The 22,858-nt window shown below is 60.5% G+C and carries 25 protein-coding genes; 23 read left to right on the forward strand and 2 right to left on the reverse strand.

Translation table 11 applies throughout. The features are described 5' to 3' along the window. Window positions 1-5: 5 nt before the first annotated feature. The 7 genes from AC1Q5O_RS25715 to AC1Q5O_RS25745 all read left to right on the forward strand — a co-directional run bounded on the left by AC1Q5O_RS25715 (window position 6) and on the right by AC1Q5O_RS25745 (window position 9,082). Window positions 6-1,034: a DUF1419 domain-containing protein gene (locus tag AC1Q5O_RS25715; RefSeq protein ID WP_052760285.1), complete on the forward strand. Its 1,029-nt coding sequence runs from the start codon at window positions 6-8 to the stop codon at window positions 1,032-1,034. 95 nt (window positions 1,035-1,129) lie between these two features. Next, the gene (locus AC1Q5O_RS25720) at window positions 1,130-1,549 is read left to right on the forward strand and encodes a hypothetical protein (protein ID WP_046802252.1); all 420 of its coding nucleotides are present in this window, start codon (window positions 1,130-1,132) and stop codon (window positions 1,547-1,549) included. Then, window positions 1,543-2,202, forward strand: a complete 660-nt coding sequence (locus tag AC1Q5O_RS25725) for a hypothetical protein (protein ID WP_046802251.1) — start codon at window positions 1,543-1,545, stop codon at window positions 2,200-2,202. The genes AC1Q5O_RS25720 and AC1Q5O_RS25725 overlap by 7 nt, the downstream gene beginning before the upstream one ends. Continuing rightward, window positions 2,199-2,837, forward strand: coding sequence for a hypothetical protein (locus AC1Q5O_RS25730; RefSeq protein WP_479341287.1), 639 nt, complete (start codon window positions 2,199-2,201; stop codon window positions 2,835-2,837). Before AC1Q5O_RS25725 ends, AC1Q5O_RS25730 begins: the two co-directional genes overlap by 4 nt. Further along, complete coding sequence (locus AC1Q5O_RS25735) at window positions 2,827-3,015, forward strand: hypothetical protein (protein WP_147182085.1); 189 nt, start codon at window positions 2,827-2,829, stop codon at window positions 3,013-3,015. The genes AC1Q5O_RS25730 and AC1Q5O_RS25735 overlap by 11 nt, the downstream gene beginning before the upstream one ends. Before the next feature lie 453 nt (window positions 3,016-3,468). Continuing rightward, the gene (locus AC1Q5O_RS25740; protein WP_055971803.1) at window positions 3,469-3,870 is read left to right on the forward strand and encodes a DUF3085 domain-containing protein; all 402 of its coding nucleotides are present in this window, start codon (window positions 3,469-3,471) and stop codon (window positions 3,868-3,870) included. Window positions 3,871-3,973: 103 nt separating this feature from the next. Next, complete coding sequence (locus AC1Q5O_RS25745) at window positions 3,974-9,082, forward strand: helicase-like domain-containing protein (RefSeq protein WP_055971807.1); 5,109 nt, start codon at window positions 3,974-3,976, stop codon at window positions 9,080-9,082. A 155-nt stretch (window positions 9,083-9,237) separates the two neighbouring features. Here AC1Q5O_RS25745 and AC1Q5O_RS25750 read toward each other — a convergent pair whose 3' ends face one another. Further along, window positions 9,238-9,975: an NYN domain-containing protein gene (locus AC1Q5O_RS25750; protein ID WP_055971810.1), complete on the reverse strand. Its 738-nt coding sequence runs from the start codon at window positions 9,973-9,975 to the stop codon at window positions 9,238-9,240. A gap of 268 nt (window positions 9,976-10,243) precedes the next feature. On the opposite strand from AC1Q5O_RS25750, the gene AC1Q5O_RS25755 reads away from it, so the two are divergent. From AC1Q5O_RS25755 to AC1Q5O_RS25820, 14 genes are all read left to right on the forward strand, one after another. Beyond that, on the forward strand, window positions 10,244-10,498 hold the full coding sequence (locus AC1Q5O_RS25755) for a type II toxin-antitoxin system Phd/YefM family antitoxin (RefSeq protein ID WP_055971985.1): 255 nt from the start codon (window positions 10,244-10,246) through the stop codon (window positions 10,496-10,498). Next, window positions 10,498-10,923, forward strand: coding sequence for a type II toxin-antitoxin system VapC family toxin (locus AC1Q5O_RS25760; RefSeq protein ID WP_479341284.1), 426 nt, complete (start codon window positions 10,498-10,500; stop codon window positions 10,921-10,923). Before AC1Q5O_RS25755 ends, AC1Q5O_RS25760 begins: the two co-directional genes overlap by 1 nt. Window positions 10,924-11,608: 685 nt before the next feature. After that, window positions 11,609-13,399 (forward strand): ParB/RepB/Spo0J family partition protein, encoded by a 1,791-nt coding sequence (locus AC1Q5O_RS25765; RefSeq protein ID WP_055971816.1) that lies wholly within the window; start codon window positions 11,609-11,611, stop codon window positions 13,397-13,399. 91 nt (window positions 13,400-13,490) lie between these two features. Continuing rightward, window positions 13,491-13,964: a UCP036055 family protein gene (locus AC1Q5O_RS25770; RefSeq protein WP_055971819.1), complete on the forward strand. Its 474-nt coding sequence runs from the start codon at window positions 13,491-13,493 to the stop codon at window positions 13,962-13,964. Window positions 13,965-14,062: 98 nt separating this feature from the next. After that, window positions 14,063-14,536, forward strand: coding sequence for a UCP036055 family protein (locus AC1Q5O_RS25775; protein ID WP_055971821.1), 474 nt, complete (start codon window positions 14,063-14,065; stop codon window positions 14,534-14,536). Further along, window positions 14,533-15,423, forward strand: coding sequence for a DUF7007 domain-containing protein (locus AC1Q5O_RS25780; RefSeq protein WP_055971824.1), 891 nt, complete (start codon window positions 14,533-14,535; stop codon window positions 15,421-15,423). The genes AC1Q5O_RS25775 and AC1Q5O_RS25780 overlap by 4 nt, the downstream gene beginning before the upstream one ends. After that, a complete protein-coding gene (locus AC1Q5O_RS25785) occupies window positions 15,420-15,755 on the forward strand; it encodes a hypothetical protein (protein ID WP_055971827.1) in 336 nt (111 codons plus the stop codon). The genes AC1Q5O_RS25780 and AC1Q5O_RS25785 overlap by 4 nt, the downstream gene beginning before the upstream one ends. Window positions 15,756-16,165: 410 nt before the next feature. Beyond that, complete coding sequence (locus AC1Q5O_RS25790; protein ID WP_055971830.1) at window positions 16,166-16,765, forward strand: hypothetical protein; 600 nt, start codon at window positions 16,166-16,168, stop codon at window positions 16,763-16,765. A gap of 111 nt (window positions 16,766-16,876) precedes the next feature. After that, window positions 16,877-17,338 carry a ProQ/FINO family protein gene (locus tag AC1Q5O_RS25795; protein WP_278556184.1) on the forward strand — a complete coding sequence of 154 codons (462 nt, stop codon included), beginning with the start codon at window positions 16,877-16,879 and terminating at the stop codon, window positions 17,336-17,338. A 301-nt stretch (window positions 17,339-17,639) separates the two neighbouring features. Next, a complete protein-coding gene (locus tag AC1Q5O_RS25800) occupies window positions 17,640-18,566 on the forward strand; it encodes an ArdC family protein (RefSeq protein WP_055971832.1) in 927 nt (308 codons plus the stop codon). Continuing rightward, the gene (locus AC1Q5O_RS25805; RefSeq protein WP_055971835.1) at window positions 18,566-19,111 is read left to right on the forward strand and encodes a hypothetical protein; all 546 of its coding nucleotides are present in this window, start codon (window positions 18,566-18,568) and stop codon (window positions 19,109-19,111) included. The genes AC1Q5O_RS25800 and AC1Q5O_RS25805 overlap by 1 nt, the downstream gene beginning before the upstream one ends. Beyond that, the gene (locus AC1Q5O_RS25810) at window positions 19,111-20,052 is read left to right on the forward strand and encodes a hypothetical protein (RefSeq protein WP_055971837.1); all 942 of its coding nucleotides are present in this window, start codon (window positions 19,111-19,113) and stop codon (window positions 20,050-20,052) included. The genes AC1Q5O_RS25805 and AC1Q5O_RS25810 overlap by 1 nt, the downstream gene beginning before the upstream one ends. After that, window positions 20,045-20,284, forward strand: coding sequence for a hypothetical protein (locus tag AC1Q5O_RS25815; RefSeq protein ID WP_492566942.1), 240 nt, complete (start codon window positions 20,045-20,047; stop codon window positions 20,282-20,284). Before AC1Q5O_RS25810 ends, AC1Q5O_RS25815 begins: the two co-directional genes overlap by 8 nt. A gap of 658 nt (window positions 20,285-20,942) precedes the next feature. After that, on the forward strand, window positions 20,943-21,257 hold the full coding sequence (locus AC1Q5O_RS25820; protein ID WP_035226669.1) for a DUF736 domain-containing protein: 315 nt from the start codon (window positions 20,943-20,945) through the stop codon (window positions 21,255-21,257). Between the two features lie 110 nt (window positions 21,258-21,367). Here the strand turns inward: AC1Q5O_RS25820 and AC1Q5O_RS25825 are convergent, their stop codons facing one another. Then, on the reverse strand, window positions 21,368-21,646 hold the full coding sequence (locus AC1Q5O_RS25825; RefSeq protein WP_055971840.1) for an HU family DNA-binding protein: 279 nt from the start codon (window positions 21,644-21,646) through the stop codon (window positions 21,368-21,370). A 344-nt stretch (window positions 21,647-21,990) separates the two neighbouring features. Here AC1Q5O_RS25825 and tnpA point away from each other — a divergent pair, with 344 nt between their 5' ends. Continuing rightward, complete coding sequence (tnpA, locus tag AC1Q5O_RS25830) at window positions 21,991-22,473, forward strand: IS66-like element accessory protein TnpA (RefSeq protein ID WP_162244898.1); 483 nt, start codon at window positions 21,991-21,993, stop codon at window positions 22,471-22,473. Beyond that, complete coding sequence (gene tnpB / locus AC1Q5O_RS25835) at window positions 22,466-22,819, forward strand: IS66 family insertion sequence element accessory protein TnpB (protein ID WP_055971843.1); 354 nt, start codon at window positions 22,466-22,468, stop codon at window positions 22,817-22,819. Before tnpA ends, tnpB begins: the two co-directional genes overlap by 8 nt. Window positions 22,820-22,858 lie beyond the last annotated feature (39 nt).

The following is a 22,858-nucleotide window of genomic DNA, read 5'->3' on the forward strand; positions in this document are numbered from 1 at the left end:
GTGACATGGCAGACTACCGCACCGAGACTGTCGTGACGCCGGACATCCCGGCAAGCGACATGACACCGCTCGAGCGTCTGATGCTCTCTCTTGTTTTCGATGAAGAGGCGTGGAGCGACGGGACCTTCTTCAGCACCTGGAACAGTCCTAACGAACTGATCTCGCCACGCGAAGACGAACTGCGCGTGGCGCTTGAAGGCTCTCCTGGATCGGAAAGCCGGTTCAACGAGTATATCGCCAACCTGCTTGCGGCATTCGATGCCAAAGACGAGGCCGAGCGTGGCTTCTATATCGAGATCGACCTGACCACCAGCCAGGGTGGTTGGCCCGAGATCCTGCAGGATATTGTGCGGCGCTCCAATACCATCGAGGAAATCGTGGTCTGGGCGGCGTTTACCTGCTCGAAGATGTGCGCAGACGGCTTTGGCGGCAGTGTCATGCGCATTACCGGCACGGCAATCCAGTATTCCTCGACGACGGACCGGATCCACACGGGGACGGCGTCTGCAACTGAAGTTCGAGCGCTGCTGTCGAGGCACGATACAGCACCCATGTCCCTGCGACGATTCACCGGTATCCTGCACGCTGGTGAGTGGTTCGAGCTGCAGGAGCCCGCGGCGCGCGCGATGGCCGGTTTGTTTCTCGCCAGTCTACGGCCCGGAGGTCTGACTGTTCTCCCCGGACGCCGTCCCGAACAGATCCGGTCCGTCCTCTTCAGCCTCGTGACCGGTGATGGCGAACGCTGGTTCCACGGTTTCGTCAGCGTCACCGATCCCGCCGTGACGCCTGAAACCATGCGGGCGGCGATTGTTGCGCGCGAATCCGGCAAACCTGTCCTCGACATCCGCCAGGAAAAGCTCGAACGCATCTGGAATGCTGCGGGTGCAGACCGCGGCTATGCCGACGAGATCTGGCCGCCCGGCAATGAAGGCTTCAGGACCATCGTTATTCGCAGGCCCGGCTTCCGGCCTGTTCTCAAATTGCTCGCGCATCTTTGTGCCGAGGAGGTGCAGCAGCTGTTGCCCGAGGACTGACTGACACCAGCAACGCGGCGGTCAACAAACTTCATTTCGATCAGCTGGCCCGGAGCATCGCTTCGGGCCTGTCCGTTTCCAAAAAGGAGAGTTCCATGGGCGACCTAGAAACCACCATTGTCATCGACCCGGCGATCCCACTTACCGATATCACCGAACTTGAACGGCTGGTTCTCTCCAGCGTGTTCGATGCAGGTGAGGTGGACAACGCGCTGTTGCTCTATACCGACAGTGGCGCTGCCCTGACGTTCAGCCTGGCCGCGGGCGATCTATCGGTGGCCTATGAAACGTCTCGCCGCTCACCGAAGAGCGAGCTGAACCGGATCGTTGCCGAATGCTGGCGCGACCAGATCGATGGTCGGGACCGGATCGAAATCGATCTGCGACCAAGCTCCTGGGAGTTCATTCTACAGGACATTGTCGCACGCTCCGAAACGCTTTCGGAAGTCCGCGTACTCGAATGGTCCCGCATCCATCGCAGAGACCCGACAGTTTCGCTGCCTGCATCATGCTGATCACCGCAACGGAATGCGCAGGCCGTTCCAGCGGTGATCTCTTCGAGGAACTGCGCGCAGCAAACGAGATACAAAGGCCGGCCGAGGGCCTGAGATACCTGCCCGGCATGCCTGATCTCTCAAAAGCCGATCCGGTTCTTGAGCGAATGCGCAGTGCGATCGACCGCCAGATGACAGGGCGTTTGCCGCACGACCAGTTCCTGCTCGATGCGGGCGGTCGCAACTCGCTGACCACGATCCGCCGGTTCATCGAGTCCTTCGCCACGCCTGCGCCGGCCATGGCCGACATCCATAGCCGACAACTCGATGCCGCCCTGTGCTGCTGGGAGGCCATGCAGGACTACCGTATCCTCTTCGAACACGACAAGCCGCTGGTGCGGAACATTCACGCTCTGATGTTGCTCTGGACTCATCTCGGTTCGATCGAACTGCGGCGCTGGGCGCGGCCGGCTGCCATCTGCGCGCTCCAGATCCATGACCATCTTGGACGGGAGCTGATCGATCGCCATGCACCGTTCGACTATGGATTTATCCCGGCGGTTCTCGAAGTGCTTGAATGGACAGAGAATGGTCCTGACTTCGCAACACCGCTCGAGGATGCCGCCGCCCGCGTGCTGAAGAAGCTGGAAATGCATGAGGGAGGACGTCGATGAGCGAGAATGCACCATCTTCCATCCCGCCGGCAATTGCAAAGGTTTCTGCCGATCCCGCGTGCAGCAAGCATTTCGTGCATGTCTACGCCGTGGTCCGGGTCAAGGTTGAAGTCGATGCCACAAACCACCGGGCCGCTATGACCGCGGCCGACGAACGTCTGTTTGGTAACGGATTTGCCGTCAGCCTCAATCCCCGCGGTATCGGCGTGATCGAGGCCGGCTATGCCGAGGAAGTGGTCGGCTATCTCGTCGATGAAGCGGACGACCCGGACTATGAGAAAACCCGGAGCTACAGTCCAGACCACGAGCCGCAAATATTGGATGACGGACATCGGCGTCCGCCCTTCGTCTCGCTGGAAGACCGGCGCGTGACACTGACATTCGTGCCCCAGATCTGGCGCCATGATCAGGCGATCGAGGTTGATGTCTCTGAACCAAAAGACTGGACCGTGGCGCTGTCACTGCTCCTCGAACGATTTCCGACAGAGGCAGAGTGGGATGCCAATGCGCAGATCAGGGATGATCTGCGTCACGAAGGTGATGCTCCACAATGGATCCGGGACTGGCCCGGCCCCTTTGAAGTTCGACTGGACGACGACGTTGCGGACGTCTGGAGTGGCTCCGATGAACTATGAGCGTCTTCTGTGGCGCCTCAGGGCCAACCCTGATCTGTTTGGCGATGATGACGAACGGTCGCGCCGTGTGACACGCCTTATCATACGCTGCAAGGCGCGGCTGATGCCAGAATGGGAGGCGTGCGCCAAGCGAGTACGGCTGGAGGCCGACCGTCGCTTCTGGTTCCGGACCCTGTGAAGGGGAAAGGAAGGGGAAGAAAAGAAGACCCCTGCCGCATGTGGCTCCAGCCCGTCAAGGGCGGGCTTCGCCGCTAAAGCGGCCTTTGACCGGCCATCGCCAATGCAGCGGTGAAAAGCTGGATTGGAAAGTCTGAAGAGGCGAGGACAGCGCCGAATTTCTCCAGTCCAAATCCCGAAACTGCGAATGCTATGCTCCGACGGATCGAGATCCGGCGGCATGGTCGTTCGTCCCAACCAATGGTGAAAGACATGCCCATGAAGTTCTTCCCCCCTTCATCGCGCCGACCGTTTGCAGGACGGCCTGGCGGATCGGAAAGCCGCCTCATTCCACTGGCCGCCAATGATGACGATCCGGATCCAACGCCGCCGTCACCTGCGGCCGCCGTAAAACCAGCGTCGGTGGCAAATGAGATCCCGCCGCTTCCCATCGCGGTCTGACGGAGGATCGACCATGCTGACTTTCCCGGTCCAATCCGTCCTCGACGTCATCGCACGTGGTCGCGCCGACGCCGAGGCCAATGGCGGCTTCCGCGATCCCTATTATGGCCTCGAACCCGGAAAGGGCGAAAAGCCCGGCCTCTGGCTTGTTGGAGATCATGGGGTGTATTTGATGTCCAACGGAAAGTTGCCCGAAAACGGCAAGCCATTGGTCGTCTATGCCGAAGAATGCCACCCCGAGCAAAACGACGACTGGTTCGAGGTCAAACGCCAGACCTTCGGGGGCGATGATGGTGTCGATTTCATCGATGCCGAGAGCCTCGAGGCCATGATCGCGGCCAGCCCTGGCGGTACGCATCTGTCTTTCGCCTTTGAGGAAGACGCGATGCAGATCTCGGTCATCCAACGCGGCTGACGCATCATCGTCCGCTGCAACCACAACCTTCCCCCTTCCACGCGAGCGCCACGCCGGTTCATCCGGTCGATGACGCTCGTCTTTTTTCAGGAGCATTCATCCGATGTCCAACGATCCCTTTTCCCTCGATATGTTCGGCAATACTGCGCTCTCTTCCGGGCTTGGTTTTGGCCTTGGCACGACTGAAGAATTTGCCCCCGGACCGGCAGCGCATGAAAACACAGCTACCGCGCCTGAAGCGCATGTCGTCCCGTTACCGGTTGTTGCGGCCAAACCACCCTTGCCAGGCAAGATGGGCGATCGTTTCAACTTCTATCTTGATGACGATGATCGCGACCTTCCGAAAAGCTGGAAGGAGCGCGCCCGGATCAATGTCGCCGCCATCCTCTCCGCCAACGAGATCGAGAAGCTCGACGTTCCGGTCACGCGCGAACACCAGAAGCGCCTGATCCGTTTTACCGGTTTCGGAGCCTCCGAACTGGCGAGCGGCATGTTCCGTCGCCCCGGCGAGGTCGAATTCAGGGATGGCTGGGACGACCTTGGCGGTTCGCTGGAAAGTGTGGTTTCCGAGACGGACTACGCCTCGCTGGCGCGTTGCACGCAGTACGCCCACTTCACACCGGAGTTCATCATCCGTGCGATGTGGGCAGGTCTTCAACGTCTGGGATGGCGCGGCGGCCGCGTTCTTGAACCCGGCATCGGTACCGGTCTTTTCCCTGCATTGATGCCGCAGGCCTTCCGGGCATCCAGCTATGTCACCGGCATCGAGCTTGATCCGGTCACCGCCCGGATTGTCCGTCTCCTCCAGCCGAAGGCCCGGATCGTTAATGGTGATTTTGCCCGCACCGATCTCGGGGTGATCTACGATCTCGCCATCGGCAATCCGCCGTTTTCTGATCGAACTGTCCGCTCCGATCGTAACTATCGCGGTCTCGGTCTCAGATTGCATGACTATTTCATCGCAAGATCGATCGATCTGCTGAAGCCAGGCGCTCTCGCCGCTTTCGTCACCTCCCACGGCACGATGGACAAGGCCGATACGACGGCCCGTGAGCATATTGCGAAATCGGCCAACCTTGTCGCTGCCATTCGCCTGCCGGAACGCGCGTTCCGCGCGGCTGCAGGTACCGATGTCGTGGTCGACATCCTGTTCTTCCGCAAACGCAAGGCCGGTGAGCCCGAAGGCGATGTCACCTGGCTCGACGTTGACGAAATCCGGCCAGCCACCGCCGATGAAGGCGCGATCCGTGTCAATCGCTGGTTCGCCAGACATCCCGTCTTTGTGCTCGGTGACCATGCCCTCACCTCCGGCCCGTTTGGCGAAACCTATACATGCCAGCCGCGTCCCGGCGAGGACCTTGAGATTCTGCTGAAGGCCGCGATCTCTCTGCTTCCCGAACATCTCTATGATGGCGAGCCGAGCATCATCGATCTCGATCTGGAAGAAGAGCTCGCCGAGATCGTCGACCTGAAGCCCGATAACGCCAAAGTCCGCGAAGGCAGCTTTTTCCTCGACGGCCAGCATAACCTCATGCAGTTGATTGACGGTTCCCCCGTTCCGATCGGCATCCGCAAGGGTCGCAGCAGCGACGGTATCCCCGAAAAGCATGCCCGAATCATTCGCAAGCTCCTGCCGATCCGCGATGCCGTTCGTGAGGTGCTGAAGGCCCAGGAGCAGGATCGACCCTGGCGGGATCTTCAGGTCCGGTTACGCATCGCCTGGGGTGCCTTTGTTCGGGAGTTCGGCCCGATCAATCATACCACGGTCTCAATCAGCGAGGACGAACAGACCGGTGAGATGCGTGAGAGCCATCGCCAGCCGAACCTCGCGCCGTTCAGGGACGATCCCGATTGCTGGTTGGTCGCGTCAATTGAGGACTACGACCTCGACACCGACACGGCAAAGCCCGGTCCGATCTTCTCTGAACGGGTGATAGCGCCACCGGTCGCACCTGTCATCACCAGCGCTGGCGATGCGCTGGCTGTTGTGCTTAACGAACGCGGACGTGTCGACCTCGAGCACATCGCCGAACTGTTGCACATGTCCGCCGAGGAGGTGATCGAAGACCTCGGGGAGGCAATCTTCCAAAATCCCGCAGACGGCTCCTGGCAGACCTCTGACGCCTATCTCTCTGGTCCGGTTCGCACCAGACTGACAGAAGCGGAGGCCGCCGCGGCGCTCGATCCAGCTTTCGCGCGGAATGTCCGAGCATTGCAGGCTGTCCAGCCGGCTGATCTTCGGCCTTCCGACATTACCGCCCGCCTAGGCGCGCCCTGGATCCCCGCAGCCGACGTCGTGGATTTTGTCAACGAGTTGATGGGTGCCGACATCCGTATCCATCACATGCCGGAACTGGGAAGCTGGACGGTCGAGGCGCGCCAGCTCGGATACAGTGCCGCAGGTACGTCCGAATGGGGGACCAGCCGGCGCGATGCCGGCGAACTACTCGCCGATGCCCTGAACTCCCGCGTGCCGCAGATCTTCGACGTGATCAAGGATATCGGTGGCGAACGGCGCATCCTGAATGTGGTCGACACCGAAGCCGCACGCGACAAACTCCAAAAGATCAAGGAGGCATTTCAGAAGTGGGTCTGGATCGATCCGGGTCGCACCGACCGGCTGGCCAGAATTTACAACGACCGCTTCAACAACATCGCGCCTCGGGTCTTTGACGGCTCGCATCTGAAACTGCCCGGCGCCAGCGCGGCCTTCCACCTCTATTCGCACCAGAAGCGTGGCATATGGCGCATCATTTCCGCCGGCTCCACCTATCTCGCGCATGCCGTCGGTGCGGGGAAAACCATGACGATGGCCGCCGCCATCATGGAGCAAAAGCGTCTCGGATTGATCGCCAAAGCCATGCAGGTCGTGCCAGGCCATTGCCTGGCTCAGGCCGCGCGTGAGTTTCTTGCGCTCTATCCATCCGCCAACATTCTGGTCGCGGACGAGACCAACTTCAGCAAGGACAAGCGGGCGAGATTCTTATCGCGCGCCGCGACCGCGACCTGGGATGCGATCATCATCACCCATTCGGCCTTCAAATTCATCGGTGTTCCCTCAGCTTTCGAACAAGGCATGATCCACGACGAGCTGGAGCTTTATGAGGAGCTGCTAACCCGGGTCGACAGTGAGGACCGTGTCTCACGCAAGCGGCTGGAACGGTTGAAGGAGGGATTGCAAGAGCGCCTGGAGGCGCTGTCGACGCGCAAGGACGACCTCTTGACGATTTCTGAAATTGGCGTCGACCAGATCGTCGTTGATGAAGCCCAGGAGTTCCGCAAGCTTTCGTTCGCGACCAACATGTCGACGTTGAAAGGCATCGATCCGAACGGATCGCAACGCGCCTGGGATCTCTATGTGAAATCGCGTTACATTGAAACACGAAATCCGGGTCGAGCCCTCGTTCTGGCATCGGGGACGCCTATTACGAATACACTCGGCGAGATGTTCTCGATCCAGCGGCTGCTTGGACATGAGGCGCTTGCCGAACGTGGCTTGCATGAATTCGATGCCTGGGCGAGTTGCTTCGGCGATACGTCAACGGAACTGGAGATCCAGCCGTCCGGCAAGTACCGCCCTGTCAGCCGCTTTGCGAGCTTCGTGAATGTGCCGGAACTGATCGCCATGTTCCGCGCCTTCGCCGACGTCGTGATGCCCGACGATCTTCGCGAATATGTCAGGGTGCCGGCGATTTCGACGGGCCGCCGCCAGATCGTCACCGCTAAGCCGACGCCTGCCTTCAAGATGTATCAGCAAATCCTCGAAGCGCGTATCAAGGCAATCGAGATGCGAGAGGGACCGGCGCAGCCCGGTGACGACATTCTCTTGTCGGTGATCACCGATGGTCGCCATGCGGCAATCGATCTTCGTCTGGTCATGCCGGCGAACGACAACGAGGACGAAAACAAACTCAACATGCTCGTCCGCAACGCTTTCCGGATCTGGCAGGAGACAGGTGAAAGCATCTATAGCCGCCCGGATGGCAAGGACTACGATCTGCCGGGTGCGGCCCAGATGATCTTTTCCGATCTGGGGACCATAAATGTCGAGAAGACACGCCGCTTCTCGGCCTACCGCTGGATACGTGATGAACTGATCCGCCTCGGCGTGCCCGCTTCCGAAATCGCTTATATGCAGGACTACAAGAAGACCGAGGCGAAACAACGCTTGTTCGGCGACGTGCGTGCCGGCAGGGTACGCTTCCTCCTCGGATCCTCCGAGACAATGGGAACAGGTGTCAACGCGCAGTTACGCCTGAAAGCCTTGCATCACCTCGATGTGCCGTGGCTCCCTTCCCAGATCGAACAGCGCGAGGGCCGGATCGTGCGACAGGGCAACCAGCATGACGAGGTCGATATTTTCGCCTACGCGACGGAGGGCAGCCTTGATGCGTCGATGTGGCAGAACAATGAGCGCAAGGCGAGGTTCATCGCTGCCGCGTTGAGCGGCGACACCTCGATCCGCAGGCTTGAGGATCTGGGCGAGGGCCAGGCCAACCAGTTCGCGATGGCGAAAGCGATCGCCAGCGGTGACGAGAGGCTCATGCAAAAGGCAGGTCTGGAAGCCGATATCGCCCGGCTCGAACGGTTGCGCGCCGCGCACGACGACGATCAATATGCTGTTCGACGCCAGATCCGTGACGCCGAGCGTGACATCGAAACCGCGACCCGCCGGATTGGTGAGATCGGTGAGGACTTGAAGCGGTCTATTCCGACCGCAGCGGATTCCTTCACCATGACAGTTCTCGGTGAGGTCCAAGATGAACGCAAGGACGCCGGTCGGGCGCTGATGCGGGAAATCCTGACGCTCGTACAGCTTCGCCAGCACGGCGAGGTTCATCTCGCATCGATCGGCGGGTTCGATCTCGTCTATGAGGGGGAACGGTTTGGAAAAGCCGAGGGCTATCGTTATGCGACGTTGCTGCAGCGCACCGGTGCGGACTACGAGGTCGATCTGGCCGTGACGGTGACACCGCTCGGGGCGATCTCTCGCCTCGAACATGCGCTCGATGGGTTCGAGGAGGAGCGTGATCGTTATCGCCATCGCCTCGAAGACGCTCGCCGACGGCTCGTTTCATATCGCACACGTGAGGGCGGGAGTTTCGCCTTCGCTGAAGAGCTTGCTTTGAAGCGTCGCCAGTTAAGCGATGTCGATGAGGCCTTGGCCGCCTCGATGCGTGAGGACAGCCAAGGTGTTGAACAGGCAGCCTGATCGCTTCCATCTCTTGTCCCCCGCTGATCGTGGGGGACAAATCGTGTTTGATGCCTGTCCTTGGCTGTTCACGCACGCAGAACCGCTGGCATTTGCAAAATAGTCAAATAATTTGTATATTCCGACTAAGTCTCACACGCGGCACACAAGTTCTATCAGTTCTTTTTTCCTGATTTTTGCTTCACCCGGATTCGCAGCGGGCGGCCCTCTGCATACTCCAGATCGAAGGCGTTCGTTTTCCTCACGAGATCGCTCAGCTTGCGAAACCCATAAGTTCGCGGGTCAAAATCCGAAGCGAGATTTGCAAGTTGATTGCCGACGGCGCCAAGCGGTACCCATCCATCCTCGCTCTCCATCTGGGCGATGACCTTCCTGATGATGGGCGTGGCGGCTGTCGGGGGCTGGAGGGAGGCTGTCACCTGTACCGCATCTGTCCCGTTCGCGGCAGCCACGGGCAACAGATTTTCGGTATAGATGAAACGCCGGCAGGCCTGCCTGAAACTTTCAGGCGTCTTCTGCTCTCCAAAACCGAAGACGTCGATGCCTTGTTCACGGATGCGAGAGGCGAGGCGGGTGAAATCGCTGTCGGAAGATACCAGGCAAAAACCGTCGAAGCGACCACTATGCAGCAGGTCCATCGCGTCGATGACAAGCGTGATATCGGAAGCATTCTTGCCGGCCGTGTAGGCGAACTGCTGCTGGGGAATGATTGCGTGTCTTGCGAGAACGTCGGTCCACGCCTTTGAACGGGCATTGGCGAAGTCGCCATAGATGCGTCGAACACTCGCTTCGCCGATCTTGGCAATTTCTTCAAACAGGCCATCAACGATTTTCGCAGACGCGTTGTCAGCGTCGATAAGTACCGCAAGCCGCGGCGAACGGGATTCTGCCATGCTTAAAGCATCCTGCCTATCACAATTGACGGGAATCCAGCATCAACGAGTGGGTGGCGTGTGGCAAGCGCGTTGTTTTTTCTTCACACGCGGTGGCCCGTCTAAGTGATTGGCGAGGGTTGCGCATCCGACAAACGGGAGCGCAATATACCAGTACGCGAGGATTTCGTTCCCGCATTCTATGCGCCAGCTGGCGTGGCTTATCTTGCAATTTAAGGTGATGCGAGCTAAATGTAGTTACGTAACCACGATATTTTGGAGGATTGTCATGACGGTCACCACGCTTTCAGGCCGGGAACTCAATCACGATCTTGGCCGTGCAAAACGCGCGGCCAACGAGGGTCCAGTCATTATCACCGACAGAGGACGGCCAGCGCATGTCCTCTTGTCGTTCGACGAATATAAACGGCTGACCGGAAAAATGCGGACGCTTGGCGACATGCTGGCCGCACCGGGTGCGGGCGAAATTGACTTGCCACTTTCGCCGCGGACGGAACGAGCGCAGGCAGTTGACCTGACCTGATGCTGTTGCTCGATACGAATGTTGTCTCCGAACTGCGCAAGATTGTGAGCGGCAAGGCACATCCCAATGTCGTGGTCTGGAATGAAACCGTAGATCCGGACGAAACGTTCATTTCTTCCGTCGTGCTGCATGAGCTTGAGATCGGCGTGCGGTTGGTGGAACACAATGATAGCGCCGCCGGGAAGGTATTGCGCAACTGGCTGGACAACACGGTTATCACAGCGTTCTCGGGTCGCATTCTTCCCCTTGACGAGGCGGCGGCCTTGCAGGCAGCCGAATGGCATGTGCCTGACCCCAAGCCGATCAACGATGCCTATATCGCCGCGACGGCGCTCACCCGGCGCATGACACTCGTCACGCGCAACAACAAGGATTTTGCGGGTATGGGCGTGAAACTTGTCAATCCGTGGGATCCCTTCACGTAGCAGCGGTGTGGTAGACTTCGTTCGCCCAAGACATCGCGACGAAACCGCGAAAGCGCTCAATCTTCGGGCAAAGCAGCATCCGGACCACAGAATTCCAACCCGTTTCCGGGCATGTGCTCAGCGGAACTGTGCTCGGCAATTGGGTCCATTCATAAAGGCGGTGCAGCATTCGCATGGCTGCATTGCACAATAAATAGTTTCTGTCTGCTCAGAAACTAGCCATAGAGCACACAGCTGATGCATTTGGACGGTCACCTCCCAGTTCCGTCGCATCAGCTGTTCCCCTCTGGAGGTTCAAAATCTCCACACTTCATGGGCCGCGGTTTCCGAGGGCCCATTTTTTTTGTCTTCCGCTCAACTCCGCTGTCGCGCTCCTCGCAAGAGGTGGCATCGCCCTGTCCCTTTCGATCCGTGGGCGCAAAATGAATAGGGAGGAAGAAAAGGGGGAAGAAGAACCGGTCGCAGATCGGTCCTCCCGCCGACGCTTGCGCTCAACTGCCGCCTGCCGCATCCCGGCAACTCGTCCTTCGCAAGGCCGTCGGCCCCGCTTGTCCTTCGCCGCAGGGACGCTCGGCCGCAGTTGCGCCGGTCCGGCCGCCCCGCGGGCCGGAAGGTGTCTTCGGAAAAAAGAAGACGCGAACAGGAGTGGCAAAGGGCCGCTCCGCATCCGGTCAAGGAGAAACCCATGTATCTTGTCACGCTCGATCCACGCGCGCTGAAAGACAATCCCGACAAGACCCGTCAGTCGAAATCATCGGCACAAGCCGATGCGCTTCTTCTGGCCACCATCAAGGCCGTCGGCATTATCCAGCCACCGGTCGTCGAACCCGAGAAGGATGGTGGCAACGGCTATATCATCGATGCCGGCCATCGCCGCGTGCGCCAGGCAATCGCCGCAGGCCTCGAGGAAATTCAGGTTCTCGTCGATGAGGCGGCAAACGACAATGGTGCGATGCGCTCCATGGTGGAAAACACGGCACGCGAGCCGCTCAACCCTGTCGACCAATGGCGCGGCGTCGAACGCCTCGTCGCTCTCGGCTGGACCGAGGAAGCGATCGCGCTGGCGCTCACTTTGCAGGTACGGCAGGTCCGCAAGCTCAGGCTGCTTGCGAATGTGTTGCCTGCGATGCTCGATCAGATGGCGCTCGGCGACATGCCGTCCGAGCAGCAGCTTCGCACGATCGCAGCCGCCAGCGTCGAAGAACAGAAGCAGGTCTGGAAGGCCAACAAGCCGAAGAAGGGCGAGCGGGCATCCTGGCACCAGATCTCCAATGCGCTCGCCAAGAAGCGCATGTACGCCAAGGATGCGAGCTTCGGCGACGATCTTGCGGCCGCCTATGGTGTCGAATGGGTCGAAGACCTCTTCGCTCCCGCTGACGAGGACACGCGTTACACAGCCAACGTTGAAGGTTTCCTCGGTGCTCAGCACGAATGGATGACCGCCAACCTGCCCAAGCGCGGTGCCATCGTCGAGGTCAATTCCTGGGGACAGCCCGAACTGCCGAAGAAGGCAGAGCGTGTCTACGGTAAGCCACAGAAATCGGACCATGCAGGCATGTATCTCGATCGTGACGGGAAAGTGCAGACGGTCCACTATCGTCTCCCCGAGGTGAAGAAGCCGAAGGGCGCCGGTGGTGCGACGGCGGGCGGTGCCGGCGAGGCCGACGACACGATCGTCGGGGCAAAGCCGCGCCCGGATGTCACCCAGAAGGGTCTCGACATGGTCGGTGATTTCCGCACGGACGCCCTGCATGAGGCGCTCGGTCGCGCGCCGATTGAGGACGATACATTGCTTGCTCTGCTCGTCCTGGCCTTTGCCGGGACCAACGTACGCGTCGATTCCGGCGCGGGTGACACTGTCTTCGGCCAGAAGCGTTTCGCCCGTCATGTCGTTCGCCTGATCGACGAGAATGGCAAGCTGTCCTTCGATCTCGACACATTGCGGGTCGTTGCCCGCTCGACATTGGTTGAGGTGCTGTCATGCCGCCGTGGCATGTCGAACAGCGGCGTCATCTCCCGGATTGCGGGCGATGCCATCGGGGCGGATGGCTATCTGCCGAATATGGGAACCGGAGACTTCCTGCTTTGCTTGTCGCGCCAGGCGCTGGAAGCATCCTGCAAGGACGCTTCGGTCGTTCCGCGCCAGAAGGTGAGGGAAACCCGCGCTGCGCTGGTCGACCACTACCAGGACGGCCATTTCGTGCACGCTTCGGCTCTCTTCGCGCCGGAGGCCGGCGACGTGGCAGATCTGATCAAGCGTGGCGAGGTCATCGACGCCGATGACGACGGCTCGGGCAGTGACGAGGAGGAGATTGCCGTCTCCGAGGATGCCGAGGCTGAAACCGAGGTGGCTGACAGCGACCCGTCCGAAGCCGGCGATGATGAACCGGGCGAGGATCCGGCTGACACGGACGACGGATCGCACACTCCGGAGTCCGACGACGAAGACAGTGCCTACGGCATCGCCGCCGAATAGGGGCGGTGCTCTCATCAAGATCGTTTCCGCCGCCGGCCTATCACCAGCGGCGGTTTCGTTTACAGATCCTCAAATCTTCAGGAGAAATCGCATGTCCGCGTCTCTCGTTTTCACGCTCGTTCCGATCGGCTCCATCGTTTCCTGGTCTGATGGAACGCCCAAGCCGCCGGAGCGTCACAAGAAAAAGCTCGCTGCCTGGAAGACCAGAAACAGCTCCGGCCGCCTGATCCGCAAGCAGCCCAGCCAGACCCGTGGCAGCTACACCGCGCCTGACTGCTTCACCATCCATGAAGGTGACCATGGCAGCAACGGCACCATCGTACTCCGCGTCTATCGCACCTTCGATATTGGAGCCTGCTCCCTGAGTTTCTCTGTCGTCGAGCGGCCAGCGATCGGTTCGGTGCGGGTCTTCGATCGCGCCGGCGAGGGCGCGGAGCTCGTTCATATCGCTGACGATCGTCCTGCTGCGGAAGAATGGCTCACCCGCCACCGGCATCCGCACGCCGTGCTGGAAGAGGTAACGCGCAGCCAGGAAAGCCCCTCCGAGGACAAGGCCGCCGCATAGGCCACCATTCCCTTTGTACATCGAAGTCATCTACCGCCGCCGGGCCCTGTCCGGCGGCGCTCTCGTGTTCAATTCCCCTATTGAGAAGGAGGACATAGATGTCCGCACTCATGATCTTCGACCTTGCGCCGGTCGGCGCCGTCATTTCCTGGTCGGACGGCAGGCCTCGTCCTCCCGAGGACAGAATTCACACACTCGCGGGATGGAAACGCGACAATGCCGTTGGACGGCTGGTGCGTAAACGCAGCCATGCTGTCATGGCACAGTCTCGCATTCCCGCATGCTTCAAGGTTACCACCGACGGTGTCGACGATCTCGGTGTCATCATCGGCCCCGACTTCAGGACATTTTCAGTCGATTGCGTGTTGACTTTCGCCGTGCTCGAACGGCCTCAGATCGGCTCCATCCGCATTTTCGATGGCGATGCCGAGGATGCTGAGCTCCTGCATCTTGCAGCCAATCGGGACCATGCCGAGATCTGGCTACGGAGCTGTGGCTTCACCAATACGATGTTGCGCGAGGTCACAGCGGATGAAGTCGCCGCCGACCGGATAGAGGGGAGGGTGGCATGAGCAGGCCAGCCAACTCCCATGATGCAATGACCCCCAAAAATTCAGGGGTCGAGTTCGCGCGCAGTGCTGATGATTTCCCGGTCGCCCGGATCGGCGATATCACCCTCGCGATGCTGTCGTTGGTCGATGGCGGCGGCTTCCTTGCCAGTGCCTGGTGCGTATCCCGGCCACTTGCCGAGATGACGCGCGCTGACTTTTTCGGTCACGAAGGCCGGCTGGACGACGAGGCGGCATTCCGCGATCGGGTGTTCGAGACGGCCGAGCACCGTCGTGAGCTTGCAGCTTTTGCCCGTGTCGAAACGAGGATCGCCTGCAGCACCCCATGGGGCGCCTCGCAAATGGCGACGGTTTATGCCGAGGGCATAACCTCACACATGACGGCCGGCCACGGCGGATTTCACCTGTCGATGGAACGCAATCTGCGGATCCATCCTTCGCTTCGCAAGGAGACCCCGTGGTACGAAGAAGATGCCGAATGGGCGATCGTCGCGCTGACTTTCCCGGATCTCTTCACCACTTACGAGCGCCGGGTCGCCGGCGACGCGATCCGCAATAGCTGGCCGGACGCGTGGGAAACAATCCATGGTTGCGTGCTGGATCCTGGCCAATCCTGGGAAAAGGCCCGCAGGCTTTTCGATGACGCGCATGCCGGCGATTGGGTGGTCATTTCCGCCATCCTCTCTGACCCGCGTCCTGGCATGACCGAAGTGATCGCCACACTCGGCGGGAAACGCGACCATTCTGCCGAGGAGCGGCGCTATCTTGTGCCAAGTCCCGAATATGTCACCCGAAGCCCACTCGGTTTCGTCATCGATCCCGACCGACATCAACTCTACGACGGTCGGTCGAGCTTCGTGGGCTGGGACGCGCGGAGGATGGTCGGATGAAACCCGTCAATCCTCGCGTGCTGTTGAAGCGAATGGAGACTGCGCATCGCGAGACCCGCCGGCACCTCGATCTCGTTCATCGGCAGATCGCAGGCCGCGCCGAACGCATTGCGATCACACAGAAGGCAAAGGCGAGACACCCCTCCCGCAAGCGGTCCGGAACGCGGTGGTGCCGAAACGACCGGATGCTTCTTCAGGCACATCTCGATCGGCTTCAATTCGAACGGCGTCTTGAACTCGATGGGCTCGCCGGCAAACTGGCTCGTCAGGAGCAGGCCATCGACACGCTGCGACGAAAACTTGGCGAAGAGGCCGGCCGCAGGGCTGCGTGAGCGGCTCACAGGGACGGTCCTGCGACGGGGACAAGGAGCGCTGACACGGTGATTGTCAACTGCGGTGAGGGCGCTTCATTGTCGGGCGGGTATCCCATCACGCGTTTCCGATGATGCCTTCAACCTCTTGCCGCTCCGCCCCTCGGTTGTGTTGCGGTCTAAACCGGCGGCCGTCTGCTTCAAGGTCGCTATCGCGCCGCGTGGCGGCCGGAACAGCCTGTCTCACATCACCATCCCGCGTCCCGCGCGGGGCTGCACCCCGCTTGGCCGCAGGCCGATGACGCTCGTCATGGCCGCCCCGGACCCTGAAGCAACCGTCATTCCGCCGGCTTTTCCAGACCGCACCCGAGGGACGGAGCGGCAAGGGGCCGCTTCGGGTCCCCGGAGGAAAACCCGAGAAGGAAACCCTCATGGCAAAGCCCGCTACCCCCTCCCGTCAGTCCCCCCGCCCGTCGGCGCGCGTCGTCCAGCTCCGCAAGGGAGCCACCCTCGAAATGGTTCGGCTCACTTGCCCCGATACCGCGCAGGCGCTACTGATCGCCGAAAGCTTCGGGACCGCCGTCGTCGATAGCGACGGCATCCGCGACCTGCATGAGCGGCTGATCATCGAAACCGCAGACAGCCTTTCCGAGGGCCTGGGCGAGCGGGCGATGCAGATCCATCTCCAGCGTGTCGTCGGCGCCTATGTCGGGTCCGCTCATGGTGCGGGACAGTTTTACAGCCGCGCCGTCACCGAAGCTCGCGATGCGACGGCCAAAGCCGCCAATGACGCCCGCGACGAGGACCTCGATGGTCCGGTCGGTTACGACAGCGCCGCCCAGCGCAAACGGGAGTTTGCCGCGGACATGGCCATACAGTCCCACGCGCTGCGCATGGCGGCCGAAGGTGCCGTCGCAGCCTATGAACAGGTGGTCGGTGAAAGCTGGAAGCCGTTCGACCGCCCGGTCGAAAATCCCGGACAAAATCTCGACCGCAAGGCTGCGGCCGCTCAGTTGGCGGCTTTCGACTGATCCGCTTGATGGCGGGGCTTCGGCCCCGCTTTTTTTGTGCCTATAGCGGTGGCCGCCTCGGCCAGTTTCGCCGTGCAGCCGTTTAACCGTCGCAGTTTGTCACTATATCCCATGGACGGCGTTATCGATGGGGATGACATGAATAACGAACAGGCGTCCGAACTGAAGCCCTGGGCCACCTCGCAAGGCCTGGTTACTGCCAGTGCCAATGATCTCAAAAAAGCTGCTGCCATCAACGAATTGCTGATCGATGTTGCGGCAATCCTTCCGCACAAGGAAACTGATCCGGTTTTGCCATTCGAGATCGGCATCTTCGAGCAATTCAGTGCTCGACTTCAGCCTGGAATCGCCAGGATCCGTCTTCGCCGCGCTGTCGCCGCCTACGCGGCGGCAAAAAATTACTTGCTGGCCTGCGCCCAGCCGGATGCGATGCGCCACGATATTGCCGGGCGCCCGACATCGCCGGTCAGTGCCGATGACAGAATGGCGGCGCAACGGCGCGTGTTGGAAATCCGCCGCGAAAGAAAATTGCAAGCCGATATTGCCGGTATCAGCGGTACCCAACAGGGTTGAACCCATCCACCGCCGTCACGCTGACAGCGCTCGACCCTATTGTGGTCTTCGGTTGACGGCAGTCGTGGGTGCCGCCCCCGCCGTGAACGCATCGATGCACAACCGGCTTTGAACGATCGCTGCAATGCGGCCCCGTCCTTGCTGTCGGTCCTGCAGGAGCCGGCGGCAAGCCGCAACGGCTGCGCCGTCCTCCACTTCGTTCCGGCCGTTCCGGTGCGGCTCACCACCTGACCGCTCCTGCCCTTGTCCCTCCGCGACGGGGCCGCAATGGCGCGGCCTCCTGAATGGAGGTACAAGGAATATGAGCAGGAAAGAACACAGCGATCGAAGCGATATCTATTCACGGATCACCGACCGGATCATCGCCGAGCTGGAGAAGGGCGTCCGGCCGTGGATGAAACCCTGGAGTTCCGCCAACGCGGCTGGTCGGGTTACCCGGCCGCTGCGCCATAACGAACAGCCCTATTCCGGTATGAACGTCCTCCTGTTGTGGTCGGAGGGTATCGCGCGAGGCTTCTCTTCGCAGACCTGGATGACGTTCAAACAGGCTTTGCAGCTTGACGCTGCCGTGCGCAAGGGCGAGACCGGTTCCACCGTCGTTTTCGCCAGCCGCTTCACGAAGTCCGAGGACGATGGAAGAGGCGGCGAGGTCGATCGGGAGATACCGTTCCTGAAGGCCTACAATGTATTCAATGTCGAACAAATCGACGGTCTGCCCGAGCATTATTACCACCGCCCGGTCGCGCAGATCGATCCCGTCGAGCGCCTCGAACACGCTGACCGGTTCTTTCGCCACACCGGTGCCCTTATCCGGCATGGCGGCAACCAGGCCTATTATTCGCCGGTCATGGACTACATACAGATGCCACCCTTCGAGACGTTCAAGGATAGGGCAAGCTACTATGCAACCCTGAGTCATGAAGCAACCCATTGGACGGCAAGTCCGGAGCGGGTCGGACGCGACCTCAGCCGCTATGCCAAGGACAGATCGGAGCGCAGCCGCGAAGAGCTAATTGCCGAGCTGGGAAGCATTTTTCTAGCCGCAGACCTGGGGATCTCGCCCGAGCTCGAACCACGGCCCGATCATGCAAGTTACCTCCACTCATGGTTGAAGGTGTTGGGCGAAGACAAGCGTGCAATCTTCCAGGCGGCGGCCCACGCGCAACGCGCCACCGCCTATCTGCATGGCTTGCAGCCGAACGGCGCTGAACACAGGGAGGCTGCGTGATGGCCATCCCTTGCATAAGATTGCCCATCGTCGCGTGCTCGGCGACCAAACGAGACGGTCCCCGATACATGCCGGCCATCGACTGCTACGATGGCCCGCTCTGGCCAACGCTGCGCACGGTCGATCCGCGAAGGGAAAAGGCGCAAGTCGCCGTTCTTTCCGTCCATCTCGGCTTCGGGGCCGCAGAAATGCCGATCGAGATCTACGATGCCCGTATGACCGAAACGATGGTCGCGGCGATGAAGAGCGGCGATCTCGGAACACGCTGGCCGCGTCCCACTTCTCATGCCCGCGTCATGCCCTCCGGCGAATATCCGGGAATGCACATCGCCTTGTTCACCGAGCATCGGGAATTTGCCTTTTGCGATGTCGGGCTCACCGGCGGGTATCTCTATCTCGACGTCATGCGGCACCTTGTCGATCTGTTTCGCAAAGCGGGCTATGTCGCAGGCGACGCCCGGATCACGGAGATCAATCGATCCATCGGCTTGATGCGACGCGACCTGCGCCGCTGGCTCCGCGACCAGAACGGGGAGGCGGGCTGATGGCGTATTCTCCACTTGTCCCGGACCATGTCACAGGATCCTCCGAAATCAGGCTGAGGACGCTCAGTCTCGGTGCTGGCGTGCAATCGACCACCATGGCCCTGATGGCGGCGCATGGCGAGATTGGCCCGATGCCCGATTGCGCCATCTTCGCAGACACCGGATGGGAACCGAAGGCCGTTTACGATCATCTCGCATGGCTGATGTCATCCAATGTCCTGCCTTTTCCGGTCCATATCGTTTCGAACGGAAACATCCGTAGCCAGCTCATGGAGGCAGGTGCTGGCAACCGCTGGGCCTCCATTCCCGCCTTCACCCGCACGGTAACGCCGGTCGGTTCCTGTGTGCCGATCCTTGATGAAGACGAGGACGGTGAAATCGTCACAGTCGGCACCCGTCGAACCAGGAGCGAGACAATCTCGATCGGCATGATCCGACGCCAATGCACCTCCGACTACAAGATCGTTCCGATCCGCAGGAAGGTACGCGAGCTTGCAGGGCTAACACGCCGGCGGTCTCCCGGCGAACCGGTTGTGGAACAATGGATCGGCATCTCGACAGATGAAGTCGTCAGGATGAAACCAAGCCGGGAGGCATGGCAAGCCAATCGCTGGCCACTGATTGAACAGCGCATGAGCCGACGCGACTGCCTTGCGTGGCTGCGCCGCCATGACTATCCCGAGCCCCCGAAATCCGCCTGCATCGGGTGCCCCTTCCATGACGATGCACGCTGGCGCTTCATGCGCGATCACGACACCGATGCCTGGATCGATGCGGTCGAGGTCGACCGCGCCATTCGCAGCGGATTGCGCGGCATTCGCGGCAAGGTCTTTCTCCATCGCTCCGCCGTGCCACTTGAAGAGGCGGACCTGTCGACGGCCGCAGACCACGGCCAGCTCGATCTGTGGCCGAATGAATGCGAGGGTATGTGCGGTGTCTGATCGATCCTCCAGCGCCGAAGTGCGCAACCCTCTTCTGGGACTGCCCGCGGCGCAAAAAATGCGATCCCTGCCACCGGAAGCGCGTGCGGTTCTGGCAGAGCTTCTGCGGGAACTGTCGTTCGACGCGCGGGAACGCGCCGAACGCAGCTGGCGACAGAACAAGGCGCCGATGGCGGTCTACTGGAAAGCCGTTGCCGTCTATGCCGGCATCTTTGTCGGATCGCACGTCTGACAGGAGCCCGGCGCGAGCGAGCGGGCGCGCCCCATCCCTTAGAGGCGGAAGTCGGCAATCGGGCCGCCGGACATTATACCCCGCGTTCTGATGGGCGGTAGAAGGGACATGGCGGTCTTCATCCCATTCGGCAGGGTTGCCGACGAGAAATTCGGTGCCGCCACTGATGCGTCACATGCATGAGGAGAGCGGACAGTGCGTGGGTGAAGTCCACCTGTGGGCTGCCTCAAACGCCAGGGGAGGGGATGCGAAAAACGCCACGTCCCGGAAAACAGCGTCGCCGGACCAAAGCGCCAGCATGCGGCCGATCCCGAAAGTCCGTGCCACCGAAAGGGTCCGTTCGACGCCGGGGACCGCCGACACCACGCGCCCTGCCAGGTTCCAACGCCCTTGACACCGGCGCACCCACGCAGACCTCGATGGAACTGGTGTGACCGCAAGACGCCTGCGGCTCGATCGGCCGACCGCAACGACCGGCCCGGACTATTTTCCGCCGCCCGGCGAGCCGGGCTTTGCATCGCGAACCAAAATAGCCCGCTCCAGTCGCCCTCCACTGCGTTCCGGCCCCTGAAGGGGTGCAGTGCTGATCGCTCCCGGTCCTTACACCGTCATCGAGGCAGCGATGGGCGCAGCCCGATCACACGAAAGGAACCAAGTCATGGCAGTCATCGGCGAATTCACCACCAACGGCAACACCATCGTCGGCAACGTTCGCACTCTAACCGTCGCAATGAAGGCCCGCCTCAATCCCATCGAGCGCGTCTCCCGCGACGCCCCGGACTTCCGAGTCACCTCCGGCGCCGCCGAAGTGGGAGCCGGCTGGAACTCGGTCTCGGCCAACGGCGAGCCCTACATCTCCTTGAAGCTCGACGATCCGAGCTTCAACGCCCCGATCAACGCCGCCTTGTGGCCGGCAGAAAAGGAAGGCGACTACGTCCTTGTCTGGTCCCGCCCGAACCGCGAGGCCGCATGACCGGAATCCACAAATGGCCCCGCCGCGAGGCGGGGTCGTTCGCAAAACGCAACAAAGCCGGATCCGGGCAGCGTGCACGGTTCCGGCTTTGCCTTAGTCATGGGGATGCCTCAGGCGTTGAGTGCGTCCTTCACGGCCTTGCCCGGCGTAAACGCCAGCTTCTTCGCGGCCGCGATCTTGATCGTCGCGCCCGTTGCCGGGTTGCGGCCCTCGCGCTCCGGCGTTTCCTTCAGCTTGAATTTGCCAAAGCTCGGAATGGACGTCTCCGCACCGGCCAGCGCCGCTTCGGTGATCTGCCGGAAGACGCTCTCCACAATCGCCTTGGCCTGCGCCTTGCTCAGGTTCTGCTCGGACGCGATCTTGTCTGCAATTTCGCTGGTCGTGGTCATAATATAATGGCTCCTCGTGTTTCACAGCTTCCGGTATGAAGTTGAAGATGCCGCAACGATAAGTGCGAAACATCCGCATTCGTTAGATAAGACGCGAAAACCACAGGAAATGTGCCCTCTCCAGGCGTTCCTGACGCCTCGCGAGCGATCCCGCGGCGCTCTATGCTCCAATTCCGGCGAACAGGTCCGGTGTCTCCCGATACGATGAAGATGCAGGCGGGTATCGAACCCGCATGCATCTTGCCGGTGCCATATGGAGAGGTGTAAGCGCTCAATTCGCGGCACCTTCACTGGCTCAAAGGAGTGGTGCAAAGGGTGTCCACCGATTGAAAGGGTGGACACCGATGGGAATTATGGGAGCGGACGGAGCCAAGCCACATGTGCTGTTTGTGGACCGACAAGGGAACCATCACTATGATCGCGCATGGAAACAGCAGGTTGTTGGATTGGCCCTTGAACCCGGCGCTTCTCTATCGCGTGTTGCCATTGATCACGGGATTAATACGAACCTTGTGCGCAAATGGGTGCGTAAGCATAAGGCAACAGAAATGGAGGCCTTGCGGCCTTCGCCATCTTTAGGGTCGGCATTTATTCCGGTTCGGATCGAGGCTGCTGCAAACGATATTGTATCCAGGCATGACGACGCCCACGCCCTGAACTTGAAGGTTCGCGATTCTGGCGAGATGCGGCAGGCTCCTGCGAATGCTGCTTCGTTCTCCTCTGCGGCAAAGCTGCATGTGTCGCTGCCCAACGGTGTGAAGCTGTCACTGGAATGCGACGATGCTCGTGCATTGACGGCAGTCATCGGAGCGGTGAGCGATGTTTAATTTTTCTTCTGACGTTCAGGTCTATCTGCATCGCGATCCTATCGACTTCCGTGGTGGGATCAACAGCCTTGCGGTTCTGGTTCAGGAGGAGATGGAGCTCGATCCGTTTGCACCGGCGATCTTTGCCTTTTGCAACCGACGTCGCGACCGGATGAAGATTTTGTTCTTCGATCGGTCAGGTTTTGTGCTTTTGTTAAAGCGATTGACTGACGACAAATTCCGCTGGCCGCAACGTCAGGACACAATCATGCAGCTTGACGTCGAGCAATTACACTGGTTGCTTGATGGCATTGATATCGATGCGATGGTTCGTCACCCGGTGCGTCAATATAGAATTGCCGGCTGACGGGATTTGAGCCCGGCGCATAAATGTAGACAAAATCTA

The sequence above is a fragment of the Phyllobacterium sp. MT110 genome (assembly GCF_058792715.1).